Annotated in this window: 14 protein-coding genes; 7 read left to right on the top strand and 7 right to left on the bottom strand. The window is 67.4% G+C overall.

Going from position 1 to position 16,928, the window contains the following annotated elements:
- Positions 1-38 precede the first annotated feature (38 nt).
- The 4 genes from rho to hemE form a co-directional block, all read right to left on the bottom strand.
- Positions 39-1,472 (bottom strand): transcription termination factor Rho, encoded by a 1,434-nt coding sequence (rho, locus tag JKF87_RS06375; protein ID WP_201098462.1) that lies wholly within the window; start codon positions 1,470-1,472, stop codon positions 39-41.
- Positions 1,473-1,693: 221 nt separating this feature from the next.
- Positions 1,694-2,164 carry a CopD family protein gene (locus JKF87_RS06370; protein WP_201098460.1) on the bottom strand — a complete coding sequence of 157 codons (471 nt, stop codon included), beginning with the start codon at positions 2,162-2,164 and terminating at the stop codon, positions 1,694-1,696.
- Complete coding sequence (gene hemH / locus JKF87_RS06365) at positions 2,161-3,255, bottom strand: ferrochelatase (RefSeq protein ID WP_201098458.1); 1,095 nt, start codon at positions 3,253-3,255, stop codon at positions 2,161-2,163. The genes JKF87_RS06370 and hemH overlap by 4 nt, the downstream gene beginning before the upstream one ends.
- Positions 3,252-4,310 carry a uroporphyrinogen decarboxylase gene (hemE, locus tag JKF87_RS06360; protein WP_201098456.1) on the bottom strand — a complete coding sequence of 353 codons (1,059 nt, stop codon included), beginning with the start codon at positions 4,308-4,310 and terminating at the stop codon, positions 3,252-3,254. Before hemE ends, hemH begins: the two co-directional genes overlap by 4 nt.
- A 473-nt stretch (positions 4,311-4,783) precedes the next feature.
- Between hemE and JKF87_RS06355 the strand changes: the two genes are divergently transcribed.
- Genes JKF87_RS06355 through dnaQ form a run of 5 tightly spaced genes read left to right on the top strand, consistent with a single transcriptional unit; the run spans position 4,784 to position 8,449 of the window.
- Entirely contained in the window at positions 4,784-5,644 is an 861-nt protein-coding gene (locus tag JKF87_RS06355; RefSeq protein WP_201098454.1) for a pyruvate, water dikinase regulatory protein, read from the top strand.
- On the top strand, positions 5,641-6,237 hold the full coding sequence (locus tag JKF87_RS06350) for a Maf family protein (protein ID WP_201098452.1): 597 nt from the start codon (positions 5,641-5,643) through the stop codon (positions 6,235-6,237). Before JKF87_RS06355 ends, JKF87_RS06350 begins: the two co-directional genes overlap by 4 nt.
- The gene (locus JKF87_RS06345; protein WP_201098449.1) at positions 6,234-7,067 is read left to right on the top strand and encodes a shikimate dehydrogenase family protein; all 834 of its coding nucleotides are present in this window, start codon (positions 6,234-6,236) and stop codon (positions 7,065-7,067) included. Before JKF87_RS06350 ends, JKF87_RS06345 begins: the two co-directional genes overlap by 4 nt.
- Positions 7,064-7,714 carry a dephospho-CoA kinase gene (gene coaE, locus JKF87_RS06340; protein WP_201098447.1) on the top strand — a complete coding sequence of 217 codons (651 nt, stop codon included), beginning with the start codon at positions 7,064-7,066 and terminating at the stop codon, positions 7,712-7,714. Before JKF87_RS06345 ends, coaE begins: the two co-directional genes overlap by 4 nt.
- Before the next feature lie 6 nt (positions 7,715-7,720).
- Complete coding sequence (gene dnaQ / locus JKF87_RS06335) at positions 7,721-8,449, top strand: DNA polymerase III subunit epsilon (RefSeq protein ID WP_201098445.1); 729 nt, start codon at positions 7,721-7,723, stop codon at positions 8,447-8,449.
- 246 nt (positions 8,450-8,695) lie between these two features.
- Here dnaQ and secB read toward each other — a convergent pair whose 3' ends face one another.
- Entirely contained in the window at positions 8,696-9,208 is a 513-nt protein-coding gene (secB, locus tag JKF87_RS06330) for a protein-export chaperone SecB (RefSeq protein ID WP_201098443.1), read from the bottom strand.
- 198 nt (positions 9,209-9,406) lie between these two features.
- Here secB and timA point away from each other — a divergent pair, with 198 nt between their 5' ends.
- Positions 9,407-10,048 carry a TIM44-related membrane protein TimA gene (timA, locus tag JKF87_RS06325; protein WP_201098905.1) on the top strand — a complete coding sequence of 214 codons (642 nt, stop codon included), beginning with the start codon at positions 9,407-9,409 and terminating at the stop codon, positions 10,046-10,048.
- An 8-nt stretch (positions 10,049-10,056) separates the two neighbouring features.
- On the top strand, positions 10,057-11,172 hold the full coding sequence (locus tag JKF87_RS06320) for an MltA domain-containing protein (RefSeq protein WP_201098441.1): 1,116 nt from the start codon (positions 10,057-10,059) through the stop codon (positions 11,170-11,172).
- Here the strand turns inward: JKF87_RS06320 and JKF87_RS06315 are convergent.
- Together JKF87_RS06315 and JKF87_RS06310 are read right to left on the bottom strand one after the other, a co-directional pair.
- Positions 11,169-11,636, bottom strand: coding sequence for a universal stress protein (locus JKF87_RS06315; protein WP_201098439.1), 468 nt, complete (start codon positions 11,634-11,636; stop codon positions 11,169-11,171). The genes JKF87_RS06320 and JKF87_RS06315 overlap by 4 nt on opposite strands.
- A 111-nt stretch (positions 11,637-11,747) precedes the next feature.
- Complete coding sequence (locus JKF87_RS06310) at positions 11,748-16,598, bottom strand: NAD-glutamate dehydrogenase (protein WP_201098437.1); 4,851 nt, start codon at positions 16,596-16,598, stop codon at positions 11,748-11,750.
- Between the last annotated feature and the right edge of the window lie 330 nt (positions 16,599-16,928).

The raw sequence follows: 16,928 nt of genomic DNA, 5'->3' as shown, positions 1-16,928 counted from the left end.
GCCTCACGCCGCGCGTGAGGCGATAGGGGGAACAATGATCAGGTGTTCATCGACTGGAAGAAGTCCGCGTTGTTCTTGGACTGGCGCAGCTTATCGAGCAGGAACTCGATCGCGTCCTGCGGTCCCATCGGGTTGAGGATGCGGCGCAGAACATAGGTCTTGGCCAGCTGATCCTTGGGCGTGATGAGGTCTTCCTTGCGGGTGCCGGACTTGAGCACGTCGATGGCGGGGAAGATGCGCTTGTCCGCCACCTTGCGGTCCAGCACGATTTCCGAGTTGCCGGTGCCCTTGAACTCTTCGAAGATCACCTCGTCCATGCGGCTGCCGGTGTCGATCAGGGCCGTGGCGATGATGGTCAGCGAACCGCCCTGCTCCACATTGCGCGCGGCGCCGAAGAAGCGCTTGGGACGCTGCAGGGCGTTGGCGTCGACGCCCCCGGTCAGCACCTTGCCCGACGACGGGACGGTGGCGTTATAGGCGCGGCCCAGACGGGTGATGGAGTCCAGCAGGATGACCACGTCCTTCTTGTGCTCGACCAGACGCTTGGCCTTTTCGATCACCATTTCGGCGACGGCGACGTGGCGGGTGGCGGGCTCGTCGAAGGTGGAGGCGACGACCTCGCCCTTCACCGTGCGCTGCATGTCGGTGACTTCTTCGGGGCGTTCGTCGATCAGCAGGACGATCAGGAAGACCTCGGGGTGATTGCGCTCGATCGACTTGGCGATGTTCTGCAGCATCACCGTCTTACCCACGCGCGGCGGGGCGACGATCAGGCAGCGCTGGCCCTTGCCCAGAGGCGCGACGATGTCGATGACGCGGCCCGAACGGTCCTTCAGGGTCGGGTCCTGGATTTCCATGTGCAGCCGCTCCTCGGGATAGAGGGGCGTCAGGTTGTCGAACAGGACCTTGGTCTTGACCAGCTCCGGGTCTTCCAGATTGATCGTATCGACCTTCAGCAGGGCGAAGTAGCGTTCACCCTCACGCGGGCCGCGCACGGCGCCGTGGACCGTGTCGCCCGAGCGCAGGCCGAAGCGGCGGATCTGCGACGGCGAGACATAGATGTCGTCCGGGCCCGGCAGATAATTGGCGTCAGGGCTGCGCAGGAAGCCGAAGCCATCGGGCAGGATCTCCAGCACGCCATCGGCGATGATCTCGACCTCCTCGTCGGCCAGGGCCTTCAGGATGGCGAACAGCAGGTCCTGCTTGCGCAGGTTGGAGGCGTTCTCGACCTCCAGCTGCTCGGCGAAGGCGACCAGATCGGCCGGCGTCTTCTCGTTCAGCTCGGCCAGGGTGATGCGGCCGTTCGGCACGACGGGATCGCCGTCCTCTTCATCCTCGACCGTGGTGTCGACGCCGGAATCGGCGCCTGCGGCCTCGCCGGCCTCATGCTCGGCGCCGTGATGGGTCGGGGTTTCAGCTTCGAGGTTTTCGGCCTCGGGGGAGTCGGGATCGGTGTCGCGGACGTCGGTCATGATGCAGGCTCGCAGTCGCGCACAGCAAAGGGCTGCGGCGTCAGGTCTCTGGGAATGTCTGGCCGTAAGGCCGAAGGGAGGTGCGGCGGGCTCCCGCTGGTCGATACCTGCAGGCGTCGCAAAAAGAGAGGGACCGCCAGCAGGGCCGAACGGTTCACCGCCAGCGGAACCACAGGCGAGCGGTCAGGTCAAGCGGAGGGGTTAAGGAAACCGAACCCTGCCTAGCGCAGGGTCCATTCCGTCGTCACCGACAGGACCATGATGATCGCCAGAACGAAGGGGATCTCGTTCGTCATGCGCCAGAACCTGCCCGAGTATTTGGACGTGCCCGCCGCGATCTTCTTGCGCTGCCCGGCCAGGAAGCCATGCCAGCCGAACAGCAGGACCACGCCGATCAGCTTGGTGATCATCCACGGCTGATGCGCGAAGGACCAGTCCGCGCCCTGCCCGCTTCTGAGCCAGAACAGCCAGACGCCGAAGATCAGGGCCAGGATCATGGCCGGGTTCAGGATGATGCGCAGCAGGCGCGTCTGCCAGGTGCGCAACAGGGCCTGCATCTCGCTTTTCAGCGGCTCGGGCTTTGCGTTCTGTTCGGCGTCATAGGCATAGAGGCGCGGCAGGAACAGCATCCCCGCCATCCAGGCGATCACCGCCAGAATGTGCAGGCCCCGGACCAGATCATAGGCGTTCATGCTGCGGTCCTCGCACTACAGGTCCCGGCGTCCCCGCGCGGGCAGGATTTCCACCTGGCCTTGCAGCCCGGGCCGAAAGGGGCGACGCCGCTGCGATCTAAGGCGTCGAGCGCCGCATCCGCCAGGGCGCCGATGAAGGGGGCGCCGATTCCGACGGCGGGCGCCCGCAGATAGGGACTGGCGCCTTTTTCATGGGCCAGTTCGGCATATTCGATATCCAGCTCGACCAGGGTCTCGATATGTTCGGAGACGAAGGCGGTGGGAACCACCACCACGCCCAGACCGTCACGCCCCGCCGCCTCGATGGCCTCGGGCGTCGAAGGGCCCAGCCATTTCATCGGCCCGACGCGGCTCTGATAACAGATGGCGTGGTCGATCGGCCCGCGCCGCGCCTCTACGGCGGCGACGACCGCGGCGACGGTCGTCTCGACCTGCTCCTGATAGGGGTCGCCCTTGCCGGTCACTAGCTTCTCGGGGATGCCGTGGGCCGAGAACAGGACCCGCACCGGCGCATCGCCAGCCGCATCCAGCTTTTCGCAGACGCCATCGGCCTGAGCCTCGATCCAGCCGGGCGCATCAGGATAGCAGCAGACGGCGCGGCTGACGCCCGAACCGGCATAGACGGCGTTCCATTCCTTCAGCGAGGACTGGGTCGTCGTGGTCGAATACTGCGGATAGAGCGGCAGCAGGATCACTTCGTCCGGCCCATAGACCGCGACATCGGCCGCCGTCTCCTGGGTCAGGGGATGCCAGTAGCGCATGGCGATGAAGACGCGGACCTCGTCGTCCGCCAGCCGGTCGTTCAGCACCGCCTCCAGCGCCTGCGCCTGCCTGCGGGTTTCCGGCAACAGGGGCGAACCGCCGCCCATCAGACGATAGTTGGCCTGGGCCGCCGCCTCGCGACGGCTGGAGATCAGACGGGCCAGAGGCGTGCGCGCCAGCCCCGGCAGGCCGATGATGGCCGGGTCGTTGAACAGGTTGAACAGGAAGGGTTTGACCGAGGCCTGATCGTCCGGCCCGCCGAGATTGAACAGGACGACGGCGATGCGCCGCCCCTTCAGCCCGCCTGCGTCTCTGTCCGCACCGCTCATTGCGCGCCGATCCGTTTCAGCACCTGTTCGACATGGCTGATCGGCACGTCCGGCAGGATGCCGTGGCCCAGGTTGAAGATCCACGGCCCCTGCCCCCAGGCCTCCAGCAGCTGATCGACGCGGCGGTCCAACATCTCGCCGCCGGCGCGCAGCAGAAGCGGGTCGAGCGCGCCCTGGATCGGCTTGATCTGCTGCACCCGTTTGCCGACCTCCAGAGGACAGGCGGTGTCGAGGGCGACGGCGTCCACCTCAACCTGTTCCGCATATCGCTCTGCAAGCGCCGCAGAGCCCCGTGGGAAGCCGATCAAGGGGACGGTGACCCCAAGCTCCCGCGTGCGCTTCACAAGCGCCTGGTGGGGCTTCAGAACCAGACGCTCGAACAGATCGTCGGGGAGCCCTTCGGCCCAGCTTTCGAAAATCTTGAGCACCTGGGCGCCGCTGTCGGCCTGCATCTTCAGATAACGGGCGCTGGCCTCGACCAGAACCTCCAGCGTCTCATCGACCCGTTTCGGATCGGCGTAGGCGTAGGTGCGGGCCTGGGCGCGTTCGCCCTTGCCGATGGTGCGGTGTTCCCCGTCCAGCATATAGGTCGCCACTGTCCAGGGCGCGCCTGCGAACCCGATCAGGGCGCGTTCCGGCTCCAGCGCCGCACGTACGATGGACAGGGTCTCGCCCACGGCGGACAGATGTTCACCCGCCGACGGCGCCAGTTCCGCCATCCGGCCGGGGATCGGCATTTCGCCCAGCCTGGGTCCCTCGCCCGTCTCGAACCAGACGTCCTGACCCAGAGCGCGCGGGATCAGCAGAATGTCGGCAAAGACGATGGCCGCGTCGAACCCGAACCGACGCATCGGCTGCAGCGTCGCCTCGGCCGCCATCTCGGGGTTCAGGCAGAAGGCGATGAAGTCGGGCGCTTCGGATCGGAGCTTGCGATACTCGGGCAGGTAACGTCCCGCCTGGCGCATGAACCAGACCGGCGGACGGTCCAGAGTCTCTCCCCGGAGAGCCCGGATCATCAGGGGCGTCTGGTCGTGTGTCTGGGTCTGATCGGTCATGCCTGGACGATTAAGGTCACAGCCCCCTGCTCTCAATCCCTAATCAAAATAAGAATTAAAAGATTCGTAGAGGCAGGTAGGGCCGTGGAAACCCGGGGAAGACTCACACGTCGCCCACGGAACAAAAGCGGATATCCACGCGCCGAAAATACTTAACGGGGATGCAGACCAACGCTATCCCGACGGTGGATAATCCTTAACAAGGTCTTAATTTCCCAGGCTTTGCAGGACGCCAGCCTGTGAACGCGGTTAAGGGCCGTTAACCTCTCATTAGGTTTTCCACAATCGAGGGGAAACCGGATATCCGCCTTGGGATGAATGGGGCGCCAAGCCATGAGATCACCCACCATCATCCACGCTCGCCGCCCGAAGGATCAGCGGCTATGGAGAATGGCGCCCGGATGACGCCGGATCGCCCCCACCCTTTCCACAGGGACCGGCCCCAGGTCGGACTGTTTGCCGGGACTGATTGAATGAGCCCTTCAAGACCCCATCGACTGGCGACCTATTTCCACGTCCATCTGGTGTCGGACTCGACCGGCGAGACCCTGAACGCCATGGCCAAGGCGGTGACGGCCCGTTTCGACGGCGTCATTCCGATCGAGCACATCTATGCCCTGGTGCGGTCGGCCAAACAGATGGACCGGGTGCTGGAGGAAGTGGCTTCGGCGCCGGGCGTGGTTCTGCACACGCTTGTGGACCGCGAGCTGCGCGAACAGCTGGAGGAAGGCTGCCGTCGGCTGGACATGCCGCAGATCGGGGCGCTGGACCCGCTGGTCGGGGCCATGTCGCGCTATCTGGGCGCGGCGCTGTCGTCGCGCGTTGGCGCCCAGCACACCCTCGACCACGACTATTTCAACCGGATCTCGGCCCTGGACTTCGCCATGGCCTATGACGACGGGCAAGGCACGCTGGAGCAGCTGGAAGGCGCGGACGTGGTGCTGTGCGGCGTCAGCCGGACGTCCAAGACACCGACCTGCATCTATCTGGCGCATCGGGGCATCCGGGCGGCCAATGTGCCGCTGGTGCCGGGACAGGAGGACGGCGAGCGTCTGACCCAGTTGAAGAAGCCGCTGGTCATCGGCCTGACGGTGTCGCCTGACCGGCTGATCCAGATCCGCAGGAACCGCATCGACAATCTGAACGCCAATCAGACCTCGTCCTATACGGATCAGGACGCGGTCAGGGACGAGACGATCAAGGCGCGGCGCGCCTTCGAACGGCGCGGCTGGCCCACCATCGACGTGACCCGCCGCTCGGTCGAGGAGACGGCGGCGGCCATCACCAATCTGCTCAGCGAGCATCGCAACCACAGGATCGGGACTACCTGGTGAGTAAGGAAAAACTGGTGCTGGCGTCCAAGAGCGCCGCACGCCGCGCCATGCTGGAGAACGCCGGGGTCGCGTTCGAGGTCCGGGTCGCGGGCGTTGACGAGGACGCGATCAAGGCCCGTTCGGGCGATCTGGATGCGGCGGCCCTGGCGGTGCGGCTGGCCGAGGCCAAGGCCCTGGCCGTGTCGCGCGATGACGAGGCCGCCTGGGTGCTGGGCTCGGACCAGACCCTGGCCTTTGACGGCGGCCTGATCTCCAAGGCCAAGACGCTGGAGGGGGCGCGCGCGCGGCTGAAGTCCATGCGCGGCAAGACCCATCATCTGCATTCCGGCGCGGCCCTGGCGGTCAAGGGACAAGTGGTCTGGTCCGGCGTGGACACGGTGCAGATGCGGATGCGGGATTTCTCGGACGCCTTCCTCGACGCCTATCTGGCGGCGGAGGGCGAGGTGTTGCTGACCTGCGTCGGCTCCTACCGGCTGGAGGGGCTGGGGTCGCAGCTGTTCGAGGCGGTGGACGGCGACTATTTCACCGTTCTGGGCCTGCCCCTGTGGCCGGTCTTGGCCGAGTTGCGTCGCGCGGGGGTTCTGGCGGCATGAGCAGACAGATCATCACGGGCGCGGCCCTGCTGGGCGGCATCGCCGGGCAGCCGGTGGCCCATTCGCTCAGCCCCATCATCCACAACGCCTGGCTGACGGCGGGCGGGATCGACGGCGCCTATCTGCCGTTCGCGCCGGTCGATGCGGCGGGGTTCGAGGCCCTGGTCGCGGCGGGTCGCGCGGGCCTGATCTCGGGACTGAACGTCACCTCGCCGTTCAAGGAGCAGGCGTTCGCCCTGGCCGACGAGGTGTCGCCCGCATCGAAACTGACCTCCTCGTCCAACATCCTGAAATTCGTCGACGGCCGGGTGCTGGGCGACAGTTCGGACGGGATCGGACTGATGCTGGGGCTGAAAGAGCAGGCGCCGGATCTGGATGTGGGCGGCAAGCCAGTCGTCATTCTGGGCGCGGGCGGCGCGGCGCGGGCCGGATCGGGCGTTCTGGTCGAGGCGGGCGCCGAGGTGCGGATCGTCAACCGCTCGCGTGACCGGGCCGAGGCCCTGGCCGCCGATCTGGGACCGTCGGTGCGGGTGATGCAGGCGGCGGAAGCGTTCGACGGCGCGGCTCTTGTCGTCAATGCGCTCAGCGTTCAGCCCGATGTGGACTTCGACCAGATCGCGCCCGGAACCGTGATCATGGACATGACCTACAAGCCGCTGTGGACGCCCTTCCTGATCGAGGCGCGGGCGCGGGGTCTGACCACCGTGGATGGTCTGGCCATGCTGATCGGACAGGCGGCGCCGTCGTTCGAGGCCATCTTCCGCCGCCCGCCCCCGCCGCTGGACCTGCGCGCCCTGCTGATGGCGCATCTGGTCGAGGCGGCCGCATGATCCTGCTGGGCCTGACCGGCTCCATCGGCATGGGCAAGTCGACGACGACGGCCATGTTCGCCGATCTGGGGGCGGTGATCTGGAACGCCGACGAGGCCGTGCATCGGCTGTACGCCAAGGGCGGGGCGGCGGTCGGGCCGGTCGGACAGGCCTTTCCCGGCGTGGTCGTGGACGGAGCCGTGGACCGCACGCGCCTGGCCGAGGCGCTGGGCCGTGACGAGACGGCGTTCAAGACTCTGGAGGCCATCGTCCATCCTCTGGTCGCCCAGGGACGCCAGGCGGATCTGGACGCCGCACGGGCGGCGGGCGTCCGGCTGGGCGTGCTGGACATCCCCCTGCTGTTCGAAACCGGCGGCGACCGCAGCGTGGACGCCGTGGTGGTCGTCAGCGCCGACGCCGAGGTTCAGGCCGCCCGCGTCCTGGCCCGCCCCGGCATGACGCGCGAAAGGTTCGAGGCCATTCTGGCCCGCCAAACGCCGGACGCCGAAAAACGCGCCCGCGCCGACTTCATCGTCGACACCGGCCATGGTCTCGACGCCGCCCGCGCCGAGGTGGAGGCCATCGTCGCCGCCGTGTTGGATCCGGCGTGGATATCTCCGCGTCGCGACGCCGCCAGACTTTCGCAATCCGGCGAACGACCCCATTAAGGGCGCATGGCGCGCGAGATTGTCCTTGATACGGAAACCACCGGGTTTGACCCCAAGACGGGCGACCGGCTGGTCGAGGTCGGCTGCATCGAACTGCTGGACCTCTTGCCGACCGGCCGCACCTTCCACCGGTTCGTCAATCCCGAGCGCTTGATCCCGGAAGACGCCATCCGCGTTCACGGCATCACCGACGAAAAGGTCAAGGACGCGCCCAAGTTCGCCGAGATCGTGGATGATCTGTTCGAGTTCATCGGCGACGCGCAACTGATCGCCCACAACGCCAATTTCGACCGCAACTTCATCGACTTCGAGCTGAACCGCGCCGGGCGCCAAATCACGGGCGAGCCGCGCTGGATCGATACGCTGAAACTGGCCCAGACGCGGTTTCCGGGCATGCCCAACTCGCTGGACGCCCTGTGCAAACGCTTCAAGGTGTCGCTGGTCGAACGGACCCTGCACGGCGCCCTGATCGACGCCCGCCTGCTGGCCGAGGTCTATCTGGAGCTGCGCGGCGGCAAGGAGCGGGTTCTGGACCTGTCGTCCGGCCCGCGCGGCAAGGGACCGGGCGGAGCCATCGAACTGACGGTTTACGGCGCGCGCCCGCACCCGCTGGCGCCCCGTTCGACGCCGCAGGAGCATGAGGCCCACGCCGCCTTCCTGCGTTCGGTGCTGAAGGACCACAGCCTGTGGGCCCGTTACGGCGTCACGATCGCCGAAACAGAAGAGGCGAACTGACCGTTTTTTCCCTCCCCGTCCGGGGAGGGTGGTCGCGTTTTAACCCGTCATTCCGGGGCTGAGCGAAGCGAAGAACCCGGAACCCAGGACTACAGTCCTGCTGCTGGACGCATTCGACGCTTGATATGAACGTCTGGGTTGGCTGCTGCGCGCCGCCCTTCGGGTCCGGGTTCGTCCTTACGCCCCGGAATGACGGTTTCTGGCTCAATGTCGATTGAGCCTAGAGACTGGGGAGGGTGGCTGAGCTTAAGCTTGGCCGGTCGCCGGCGGCTGTTGGGCGATCTGCTGCTGGCGGGCGATGTAGATGGCCGCGAAATCGATCGGGTCCAGCATGAAGGGCGGATAGAAGCCGCCGTCCGCCGTGGCGCGGGCGACGATCTCGCGCGCGAACGGGAACAGGTAGCGCGGGCATTCGATCAGCAGCAGCGGCTCGATGTCCTGCTCCTGGACATTGGCCAGCTGGAACAGGCCGCCATAGACCAGTTCGACGTGGAAGACCGGCTGGTTCTCGTGCGAGGCCTTGATCGACAGTTTCAGATCCAGCTCGAACAGGCCGTCGGGGCGGCCCTGCGCGGCCATTTCGACGCCCAGGTCGATGGCGGGCTTGCCGTCGATGCGCAGGGATTCCGGGGCGCGCGGGTTCTCGAACGAGAAGTCGCGGACATATTGCGCCAGGATGCGGAAGCCGGGACCGGCGGGCTGGCCCTGTTGGGCGTCGGCGCCGTTGGGGGTTTCGGCAGGCGGCGTTGCGTCGGTCATGTTGCGATCTTCAAAGTCGGAATTGGGCCGATTGGGCCGGGAATAAGGCGGGGCGATTACCATGCCGAGACGCTTGGCCGCAACTTTGGTTGGAGCGCGGGGGGCGCGCTTCGCCTTGCTTCACCTTATATCAGCCCCTAATCGTCAAATAGTGTCTTTTGACAAGCTCCCGCCTGCCACAGGAATAGCCCCTTGAACCTGCCGGTCCAGTTCCAGATCGTCGTCTTCGCCGTGATCGCGGCCTTTGTCCTGTTCCAGCTCTATAATGTGCTGGGCAAGAAAGTCGGACGCCAGCCGCAGGAGGACGCCAAGCTGGTCGTTCCCGGCCCGAACACGCCTGATCAGGCGGTCAAGCCGACCGCCGCCGAGGCCGCCATGCTGGCGTCCGTCGCCGGTCTGAAGGCGCGCGACCCGGCCTTTGACCCCGCCCGCTTCGTCGAGGGCGCGCGTCAGGCCTATGAAATCATCGTGCGCGGCTATGCGTCGGGCGACCGTGCGGCGCTGAAACCCCTGCTGACGCCTGCGGTCATGGCCTCGTTCGAGGCGGGGATTGCAGCGCGTGAGACGCGCGGCGAAACCGAGACGGTCGAGTTCCTGTTCCCGCCCCGCGCCGATCTGGAAGGCGCCACGGCCGAGGGCGACAAGGCCGTGGCCAAGATCCGTTTCCTGGCCGAACTGCGCAGCCATGTGACCAAGGCCTCGGGCGAGACGGCGGACGCCGCCACCGGCGAGCCTCTGGTCGAAGAGCGCCGCACCGCCGAACATTGGACGTTCGAGCGCACCCTGGGCGCGGCTGATCCCAACTGGGTCCTGGCCCGCGTCGAGCCGGCCAACGCCTGATGGGCCTTATGCGTCGGCTGATCGCCGCAACGCCGACGCTGGCCGCCCTTCTGGCGGCGGCGGCCTGTTCGACCGGGCCGATGACACCTGGGCCTGCGACCACGCCTGGAAGCGAAATCCCCTACACGCCGCCCCCCGGGGGCGTCGGCCCCGCCCTGCCCCCGACTTCGTCCCACGCGGTCAGTCCTGCGGTCCTGCCGGGCTGGAATGACGAGGATCATTTGGCCGCCTTCCGCGCCTATGTCGACGGCTGCGGCGCGGCGCGGGATGCGACGGCGCGCACGACCTGCAGCCGCGCCAAGGCCATGAACGCCGGAACGACGGTGACCCCGTCCGACGCGCGCGCCTTTTTCGAAGCCAACTTCAGCGCGGTTCCGGCGGAAACCGCCGATGGCCGCCCCGGTCTGCTGACCTCCTATTTCGCGCCTGAATATCCCGCCCGTCGCTGGGCCGACGCCGAGTTCTCGGCCCCGCTCCTGCCCAAGCCCGCCGATCCGCGCGCGGCAGGCGACCGGGCGACGATCGAGGCCAACGCCCGCCCGGATCAGGCCCTGGCCTGGATGCGGGCCGAAGACCTGTTCTTCCTGCAGATCCAGGGGTCCGGCTATCTGACGTTCGAGGACGGCCGCCGCGCCCGCGCCGCCTATGCCGGGGACAACGGCAAGACCTTCGTCGGCATCGCCCGCCCGATGGCCCAGCGCGGCCTGCTGCCGGAGAACGGCACGTCCGGCGATGCGATCCGGGGCTGGCTGGCCTCGCACCGGGGCTATGAGGCCCAGAGCGTGATGGCGTTGAACCCGCGCTACATCTTCTTCCGCATCGACCCCGACGACAACGGCCATCCGCCGGGCGCCGCAGGGGTGCCCCTGACCGAGCGCCGCGCCATCGCGGTCGATCCGTCCCAGTGGCGTTATGGCGAACTGGTCTGGCTGGATGCGGACGCCGGCAATCTGCGCGGCGCCACCGCCAGCTACCGCGGCCTGGCCATGGCGCTGGACACCGGATCCGCCATTCGCGGCCCCGTCCGCGCCGACCTCTACATGGGCCGCGGCGACGCCGCCGGCGCCGAAGCCGGCACGGTGCGTCACCCTTTACGCATGTGGCGTCTGGTCCCGAGGGGCTAGGCCAGATCCTCGATCTCGTCTTCGGTCAGGACGCCGGGGACGATGGTGACGGGCAGTTTGCGGCCGCCAAGGGATGCGCCGTGCTTGATGATGGCGGAGACCAGGGGGCCGGGGCCGCGCGACCCGGCGCCTGCCGCCAGGACCAAGATCTTGATGTCGTGATCGTCGCTGACGACCTTGCGAATCGCGCTTTGGGCCTCGCCCTGTTCGATCAGGAAGATGGGGGCGGCACCTGAGCGTTCCAGCGCCTCTTCGCCCAGTCGGTTCAGCAGGGCCTCGGCCTCTTCGCGCTGCTGGCGTTCGATTTCCTCACGCGCGCCGGACCAGTGGGCGTCGCTGTTGGAGGGCAGGACGCGCAGCATGACGACGCGCCCGCCCGTCGATTTCGCCCGACGGCAGGCGAAGCGAAGGGCGGCCTCGAACTCGGGCGTGTCGTCGGCGACGACGAGGAATTTTCTCGGCATGACGGCCTCCCCTGCCCGTTAATCGGTTTTTGAAAAGGCCGCGAGACGGCGGCTTCGTCAACTCATTCCTTAGCGCCCCATCCCGACTGGCGTCGGGATGGGGCGGCAGGATCAGAGCGCGGCGACGGCCAGGTCGCGGATCGTGGCGTTGGCGATGGTCAGTTTGGCGAAGGTCCAGCCGGAGCCGGACTGTTCGATCTCATCGACCGAGGCGCGGACGCTCTCGACCAACTCCTGCTTGGAGCCGATCCAGGCGTCGACAGCCGCCTCCGCCGCATCCTCGCTGACGCCGACCGAAGGATCGGAGGCCTTGGCGACGGCGCGGGTCAGGGTGGCCTGTTCGTTCATCAGGTCTTCGATCAGGCGGCGGACGGCCAGGCGATCGAAATGATCCGCCGACGGAATCGAACCGGCCGCTGCACGCAGACGGTCGAAGTCGAAGGCGGCGCCGACCTGGTGATACAGGCGCGCCATGGCCGGGACGGGCCACTGGGCTTCCTGGGCCAGATCGCCGATGTCGGCGGCGGCGACCAGCGGACGCATGATCGAGATGGAGCGCGCCAGATCTTCCGGGGCGCCCAGATCGGCGAAGCGGCGGACCCGCTTGTCCAGCTGCGCCTGTTCGAAGCGCGACAGGACCCCTGCCCCTTCCGCCTGGATCGCATCGGCGACCGGACGATAGAGGTCGATCAGGGCCTGGACGCTCATGCCCTTCTTGGCGCGGCGGGCCAGCCAGGCGGTCTGGCGGCGCAGGACGACGGCGATCTCGCGATAGAGGGCGATCTGGGCCTCGGACGGGATCTTCAGGTCCAGGGCCGAAACCGCCGCCCAGGCCTCGTCCAGACGGAAGGCGCGGCGTGCGGCCTCGAAGGCGATGATCAGGGCGGTGGTGTCGCACTCGACCGAGTGGCGCAGACGGTCCGGGAAGGTCGGGCCGCACATATTGACCACTTCGTTCGACAGAACGGTGGCGATGATCTCGCGCCGCAGCCGGTGGCTCTTCATCTCCGGCTCGAACCGGGCCAGGGCGTCGGGGAAATAGCCCGTCAGGATGCGTTCGAAGAACGGATCTTCCGGCGCCGTCGAGGCGACGATCTCGTCCGACAGCTCCAGCTTGGCGTAGGCCATCAGCACGGCCAGTTCGGGCCGGGCCAGCGGAACGCCCGCCGCCATCATCTCCTTGACGCGCAGGTCGCTGGGCAGGCCCTCGACCTTGCGGTCCAGCTTGCCGCGCGCCGACAGGGCCTGCATGAACCGTTCCTGGGCGTCCAGCCCGCCCGCGCCTTCGGCCTGTTGCAGGGTCAGGGCCAGGGTCTGGTCGTAGTTGTGGGCCAGAACCTTCTTGCCCACGACATCGGTCATCGAGGCCAGCAGGGGCGCGCGTTCGTCCGCCGGCAGGACGCCGTTGGTGACCGCCGATCCCACCAGGATCTTGATGTTGACCTCATGGTCGGAGGTGTCGACCCCGGCGGAGTTGTCGATGGCGTCGGTGTTGATGCGGCCGCCGTTCTGGCCGAAGACGATGCGGCCCGCCTGGGTGAAGCCCAGGTTGGCGCCCTCGCCCACCACCTTGACCCGCAGTTCGTCGCCGTTGATGCGCAGGGCGTCGGTGCCCTTGTCGCCGACCTGGGCGTCGGTCTCGGCAGGCGATTTCACATAGGTGCCGATGCCGCCCAGATACAGCAGCTCGGTCGGGGCCTTCAGGATGGCGCGGATCAGGCTGACGGGGTCCAGCACGTCGTCGGCGATGTCCAGCGCGGCCTTGATCTGGGGCGTCAGCTGGATCGACTTGGCCGAGCGTGAGAAGACGCCGCCGCCCTCGGAGATCAGGCTCTTGTCATAGTCCTGCCAGGACGAGCGCGGCAGGTCGAACAGGCGCTTGCGCTCGGTCCAGCCAGAGACATGATCCGGGTTCGGATCAATGAAGATGTCGCGGTGGTCGAAGGCGGCGACCAGGCGCGTGGCCTTGGACAGCAGCGCGCCATTGCCGAAGACGTCGCCGGACATGTCGCCGACGCCGACCATGGTGAAGGGCTCGGTCTGGATGTCCTTGCCGATCTCGCGGAAGTGGCGCTTGACCGCTTCCCAGGCGCCGCGGGCGGTGATGCCCATGCCCTTGTGGTCATAGCCGACCGACCCGCCCGAGGCGAAGGCGTCGCCCAGCCAGAAGCCGTAGGAGGCCGAGACGCCGTTGGCGATGTCGGAGAAGGTCGCCGTGCCCTTGTCGGCGGCGACGACCAGATAGGGATCGTCCTGCTCCCAGGCCACGACATTGGCCGGGCGCACCACCGAACCGTCGGCGGCGATGTTGTCGGTGATGTCCAAGAGGCCCGACAGGAAGGTGCGATAGGCGCGGATGGCCTCGCCCTGAATGGCCTCGCGGTCCGTCGTGCGGGGCAGTTGCTTGGGATAGAAGCCGCCCTTGGAGCCGACCGGCACGATGACGGCGTTCTTGACCTGCTGGGCCTTCACCAGACCCAGAACCTCGGTGCGGAAGTCGTCGCGACGGTCGGACCAGCGCAGGCCGCCGCGCGCGACAGGGCCGAAGCGCAGGTGCACGCCCTCGATGTGCGGCGCCCAGACGAAGATTTCGCGATAGGGTTTGGGCAGGGGCAGGTCCTCAAGCTCACGCGAGGCGATCTTGATGGAGATGTGGGGCTTGGGCTGGCCGTCGGCGTCCGACTGGAAGAAGTTGGAGCGTTTGATGGCGCCGATCAGCAGGGCGATCCGGCGCAGCGCCCGGTCGTGGTCCAGGCTCTTGACGTCCTGAAGCAGGGCGACGATGCGCTCGTTCAGTTCGGCGACCGTCGCCTCACGATCCTGAACCGCACCGCCTTCATCGCCGAACTTGGCGGTGAACAGGGCCATAAGGGCGCGCGTCACCTCGGGATATTCGCGCAGGGCCTCTTCCTGCACCGGCTGGGACGGGTCCAGGCCGGTCTGCTGGCGATAGCGGGCCAGGGTGCGGATCAGGGCGGCTTCGCGCCATTCGAAGCCCAGTTCGACCACCAGACGGTTGAAGCCGTCGCTTTCGGTGCGGCCGGTCCAGACGGCGGCGAAGGCGCGCTCGAACGGGGCCTTCACATCGGCGAAGATCAGGGCCTCGCCGCGCGGGTCCTCCATCAGGAACTCGTGGACGTGGATTTCCTCTTCGCCCGCCGGACGAATGGAATAGCCGTATTCCTCAAGCGTTTTCAGGCCCATGTCGGCCATGATCGGCAGGACGTCGGACAGGGGCACGGCCGGACCGCGACGGTACAGTTTGAAGCGGAACTGAAGGCGGCTGTCGTCGGGATTGCGGAAGGCGCGCACGGCGATGGGTTCGCCCTGGCCCGGCTCTCCGGTCGCGTTCAGACGGTCCATCTGCTGCAGGTCGACGGCGGCCTCGTCGGCGTCGTAGCGGTCGCGGTAGGCGGCGCCGAAAGCGCGGGCCCAGCGGGCGCTGAGCGGGCCGACCTGGACATCGGCGACGTTGGCGCGGCGCAGGGCGGCCTCGAACCGATCGACCCAGCCGCGACCGGCCTCGGCGACGTCATGCTCCAGCTGGGCATGATCCGGCGTCGGATGGTTCCCCGGCTCGACGCCGATGATGTAGTGGACCCGAACCAGCGGCGCGTCGGACAGCTGCGGATACCAGGCCGAGACACGGCCGCCCCAGGCGCGGGCGATGATATGGCCGATCCGTTCGCGCACCGAGGCGTCGAACTTCTCGCGCGGAATGAAGCACAGGACCGAGACGAACCGGTCGAACGGATCCTGGCGCGAGAACAGCCGGATGCGCGGACGGTCGTACAGGTGCAGGATGCCCAGGGCGATGGACAGCAGTTCGTCCTCGCCGATCTGGAAAAGCTCGTCGCGGGGATAGTTCTCAAGGATGTTCTTGAGGCGTTTTTCGTTGTGGCTGCCCGGCGCCTTGTCGGCGCGGGCCAGGGCGTTGGCCACCTTGCGGCGCAGCAGCGGCACTTCGGTCGCCAGCTGGTCGTAGGCGTCGGAGGTGAACAGGCCGACGAAACGGGTTTCGCCCGTCGCCTTGCCGTCCGCGCCGTAACGCTTGACCCCGACATAGTCCATGTAGGCGTGACGGTGGACGCGCGAACGGGCGTTGGCCTTGGCCACGGTCACCGGCTCGGACAGGTCCAGTTGGCGGCGCATCTGGCGGGTCAGGACTGCAGGCTCGGACGCGCGGCGCAGCACGGTGCGTTCCGGGTCGGCCAGAATGCCCAGGCCTGCGCCCGACTGGTTCAGCGCGGCCTCGGCCTCATAGTCGCCGTCGGCGGCGCGGGGATAGTCGTAGTCGCGCGCGCCCAGGAAGACGAAATGGTCGCTCTTGAGCCATTTCAGGAAGGCGATGGTTTCGGCCAGCATGGCCGGATCGCCCTGGGGCGGGGTGTCCTGCAGACGTTGCAGGGCCTGACGCATCAGGGCGGCCATGGCCTCGTGGTCGTTCACGGCGGCGTGGACGTCGGACAGGGTCTGGGCCAGACCTTCGCCCAGGGCGTCGCGACGCTCCTGCGGCACGCCGTCGATGACCAGCATGATGATGGACAGGCGCTGGCCCTGAAGCTCGACCACCGGGTGGAACAGGGCGCGCACGGAAACCCCGGCTTCGGCCAGAACCCCCATGACGCTGTCGACCAGGAAGGGGGCGTCCGACTGGACGATGCGGACCAGATTATAGTCCAGCGTCTGACCGTCCGCGCCGACCAGGGGGCCGACGGTGATCAGGGGGGCGGACCCGGCGGCGTAGGCGCCTGCGGCCTTCCAGGATTCCGCCAGCAGGGCGGCCAGGTCTTCGCCGTCCAGTTCGGGGGTTTCGTCGGCGGCGTAGTCTTCGTGCGCCTGGGTCAGATAGGCCTTTTCCGAGGCGCCCGGCCCAGACCCAATGATCCGCGCAAACGCCGCCTCCAGAGCCGTCAGAGAAATCGTCTGGACTGGGGTGGGACGCGGATCGAGGGCGGTCATTTCAACTTGTCTCGGCGACGCGGCGAGGCCGCAGGAAGAGCGGCGCGACGGCGCGCCACCCATTTGACCTAGGCCAGGTCCGGTCGCGGGAAAAGCCCCCAAAACGGCTGAACGCGCGAGATCATGCTCATGATCGTCGTTAAGCTTGGAATGATTGTGCGGCGCCGCAAACGAGAAGGCCGCCGAGCTAGGGGAAGCTCGGCGGCCTGCGCGGGCCGACGCTTGGGGAGGGGAGGGCGCGCCGGTCTCGCATCCACCGCGGTTCGGAGGGGAGGGTCACCGCGGCGTTGAGGCTAAGGTGGTGAAACAATCCGGCGGTTCAAGGGCGCC

This window comes from Brevundimonas nasdae (genome assembly GCF_016654005.1).
In the GTDB taxonomy this organism is placed as follows: Bacteria; Pseudomonadota; Alphaproteobacteria; order Caulobacterales; family Caulobacteraceae; genus Brevundimonas; species Brevundimonas nasdae.
The sequence above is the reverse complement of the archived record's forward strand: the minus strand, read 5'-3'. Positions and strand labels throughout refer to the sequence as shown.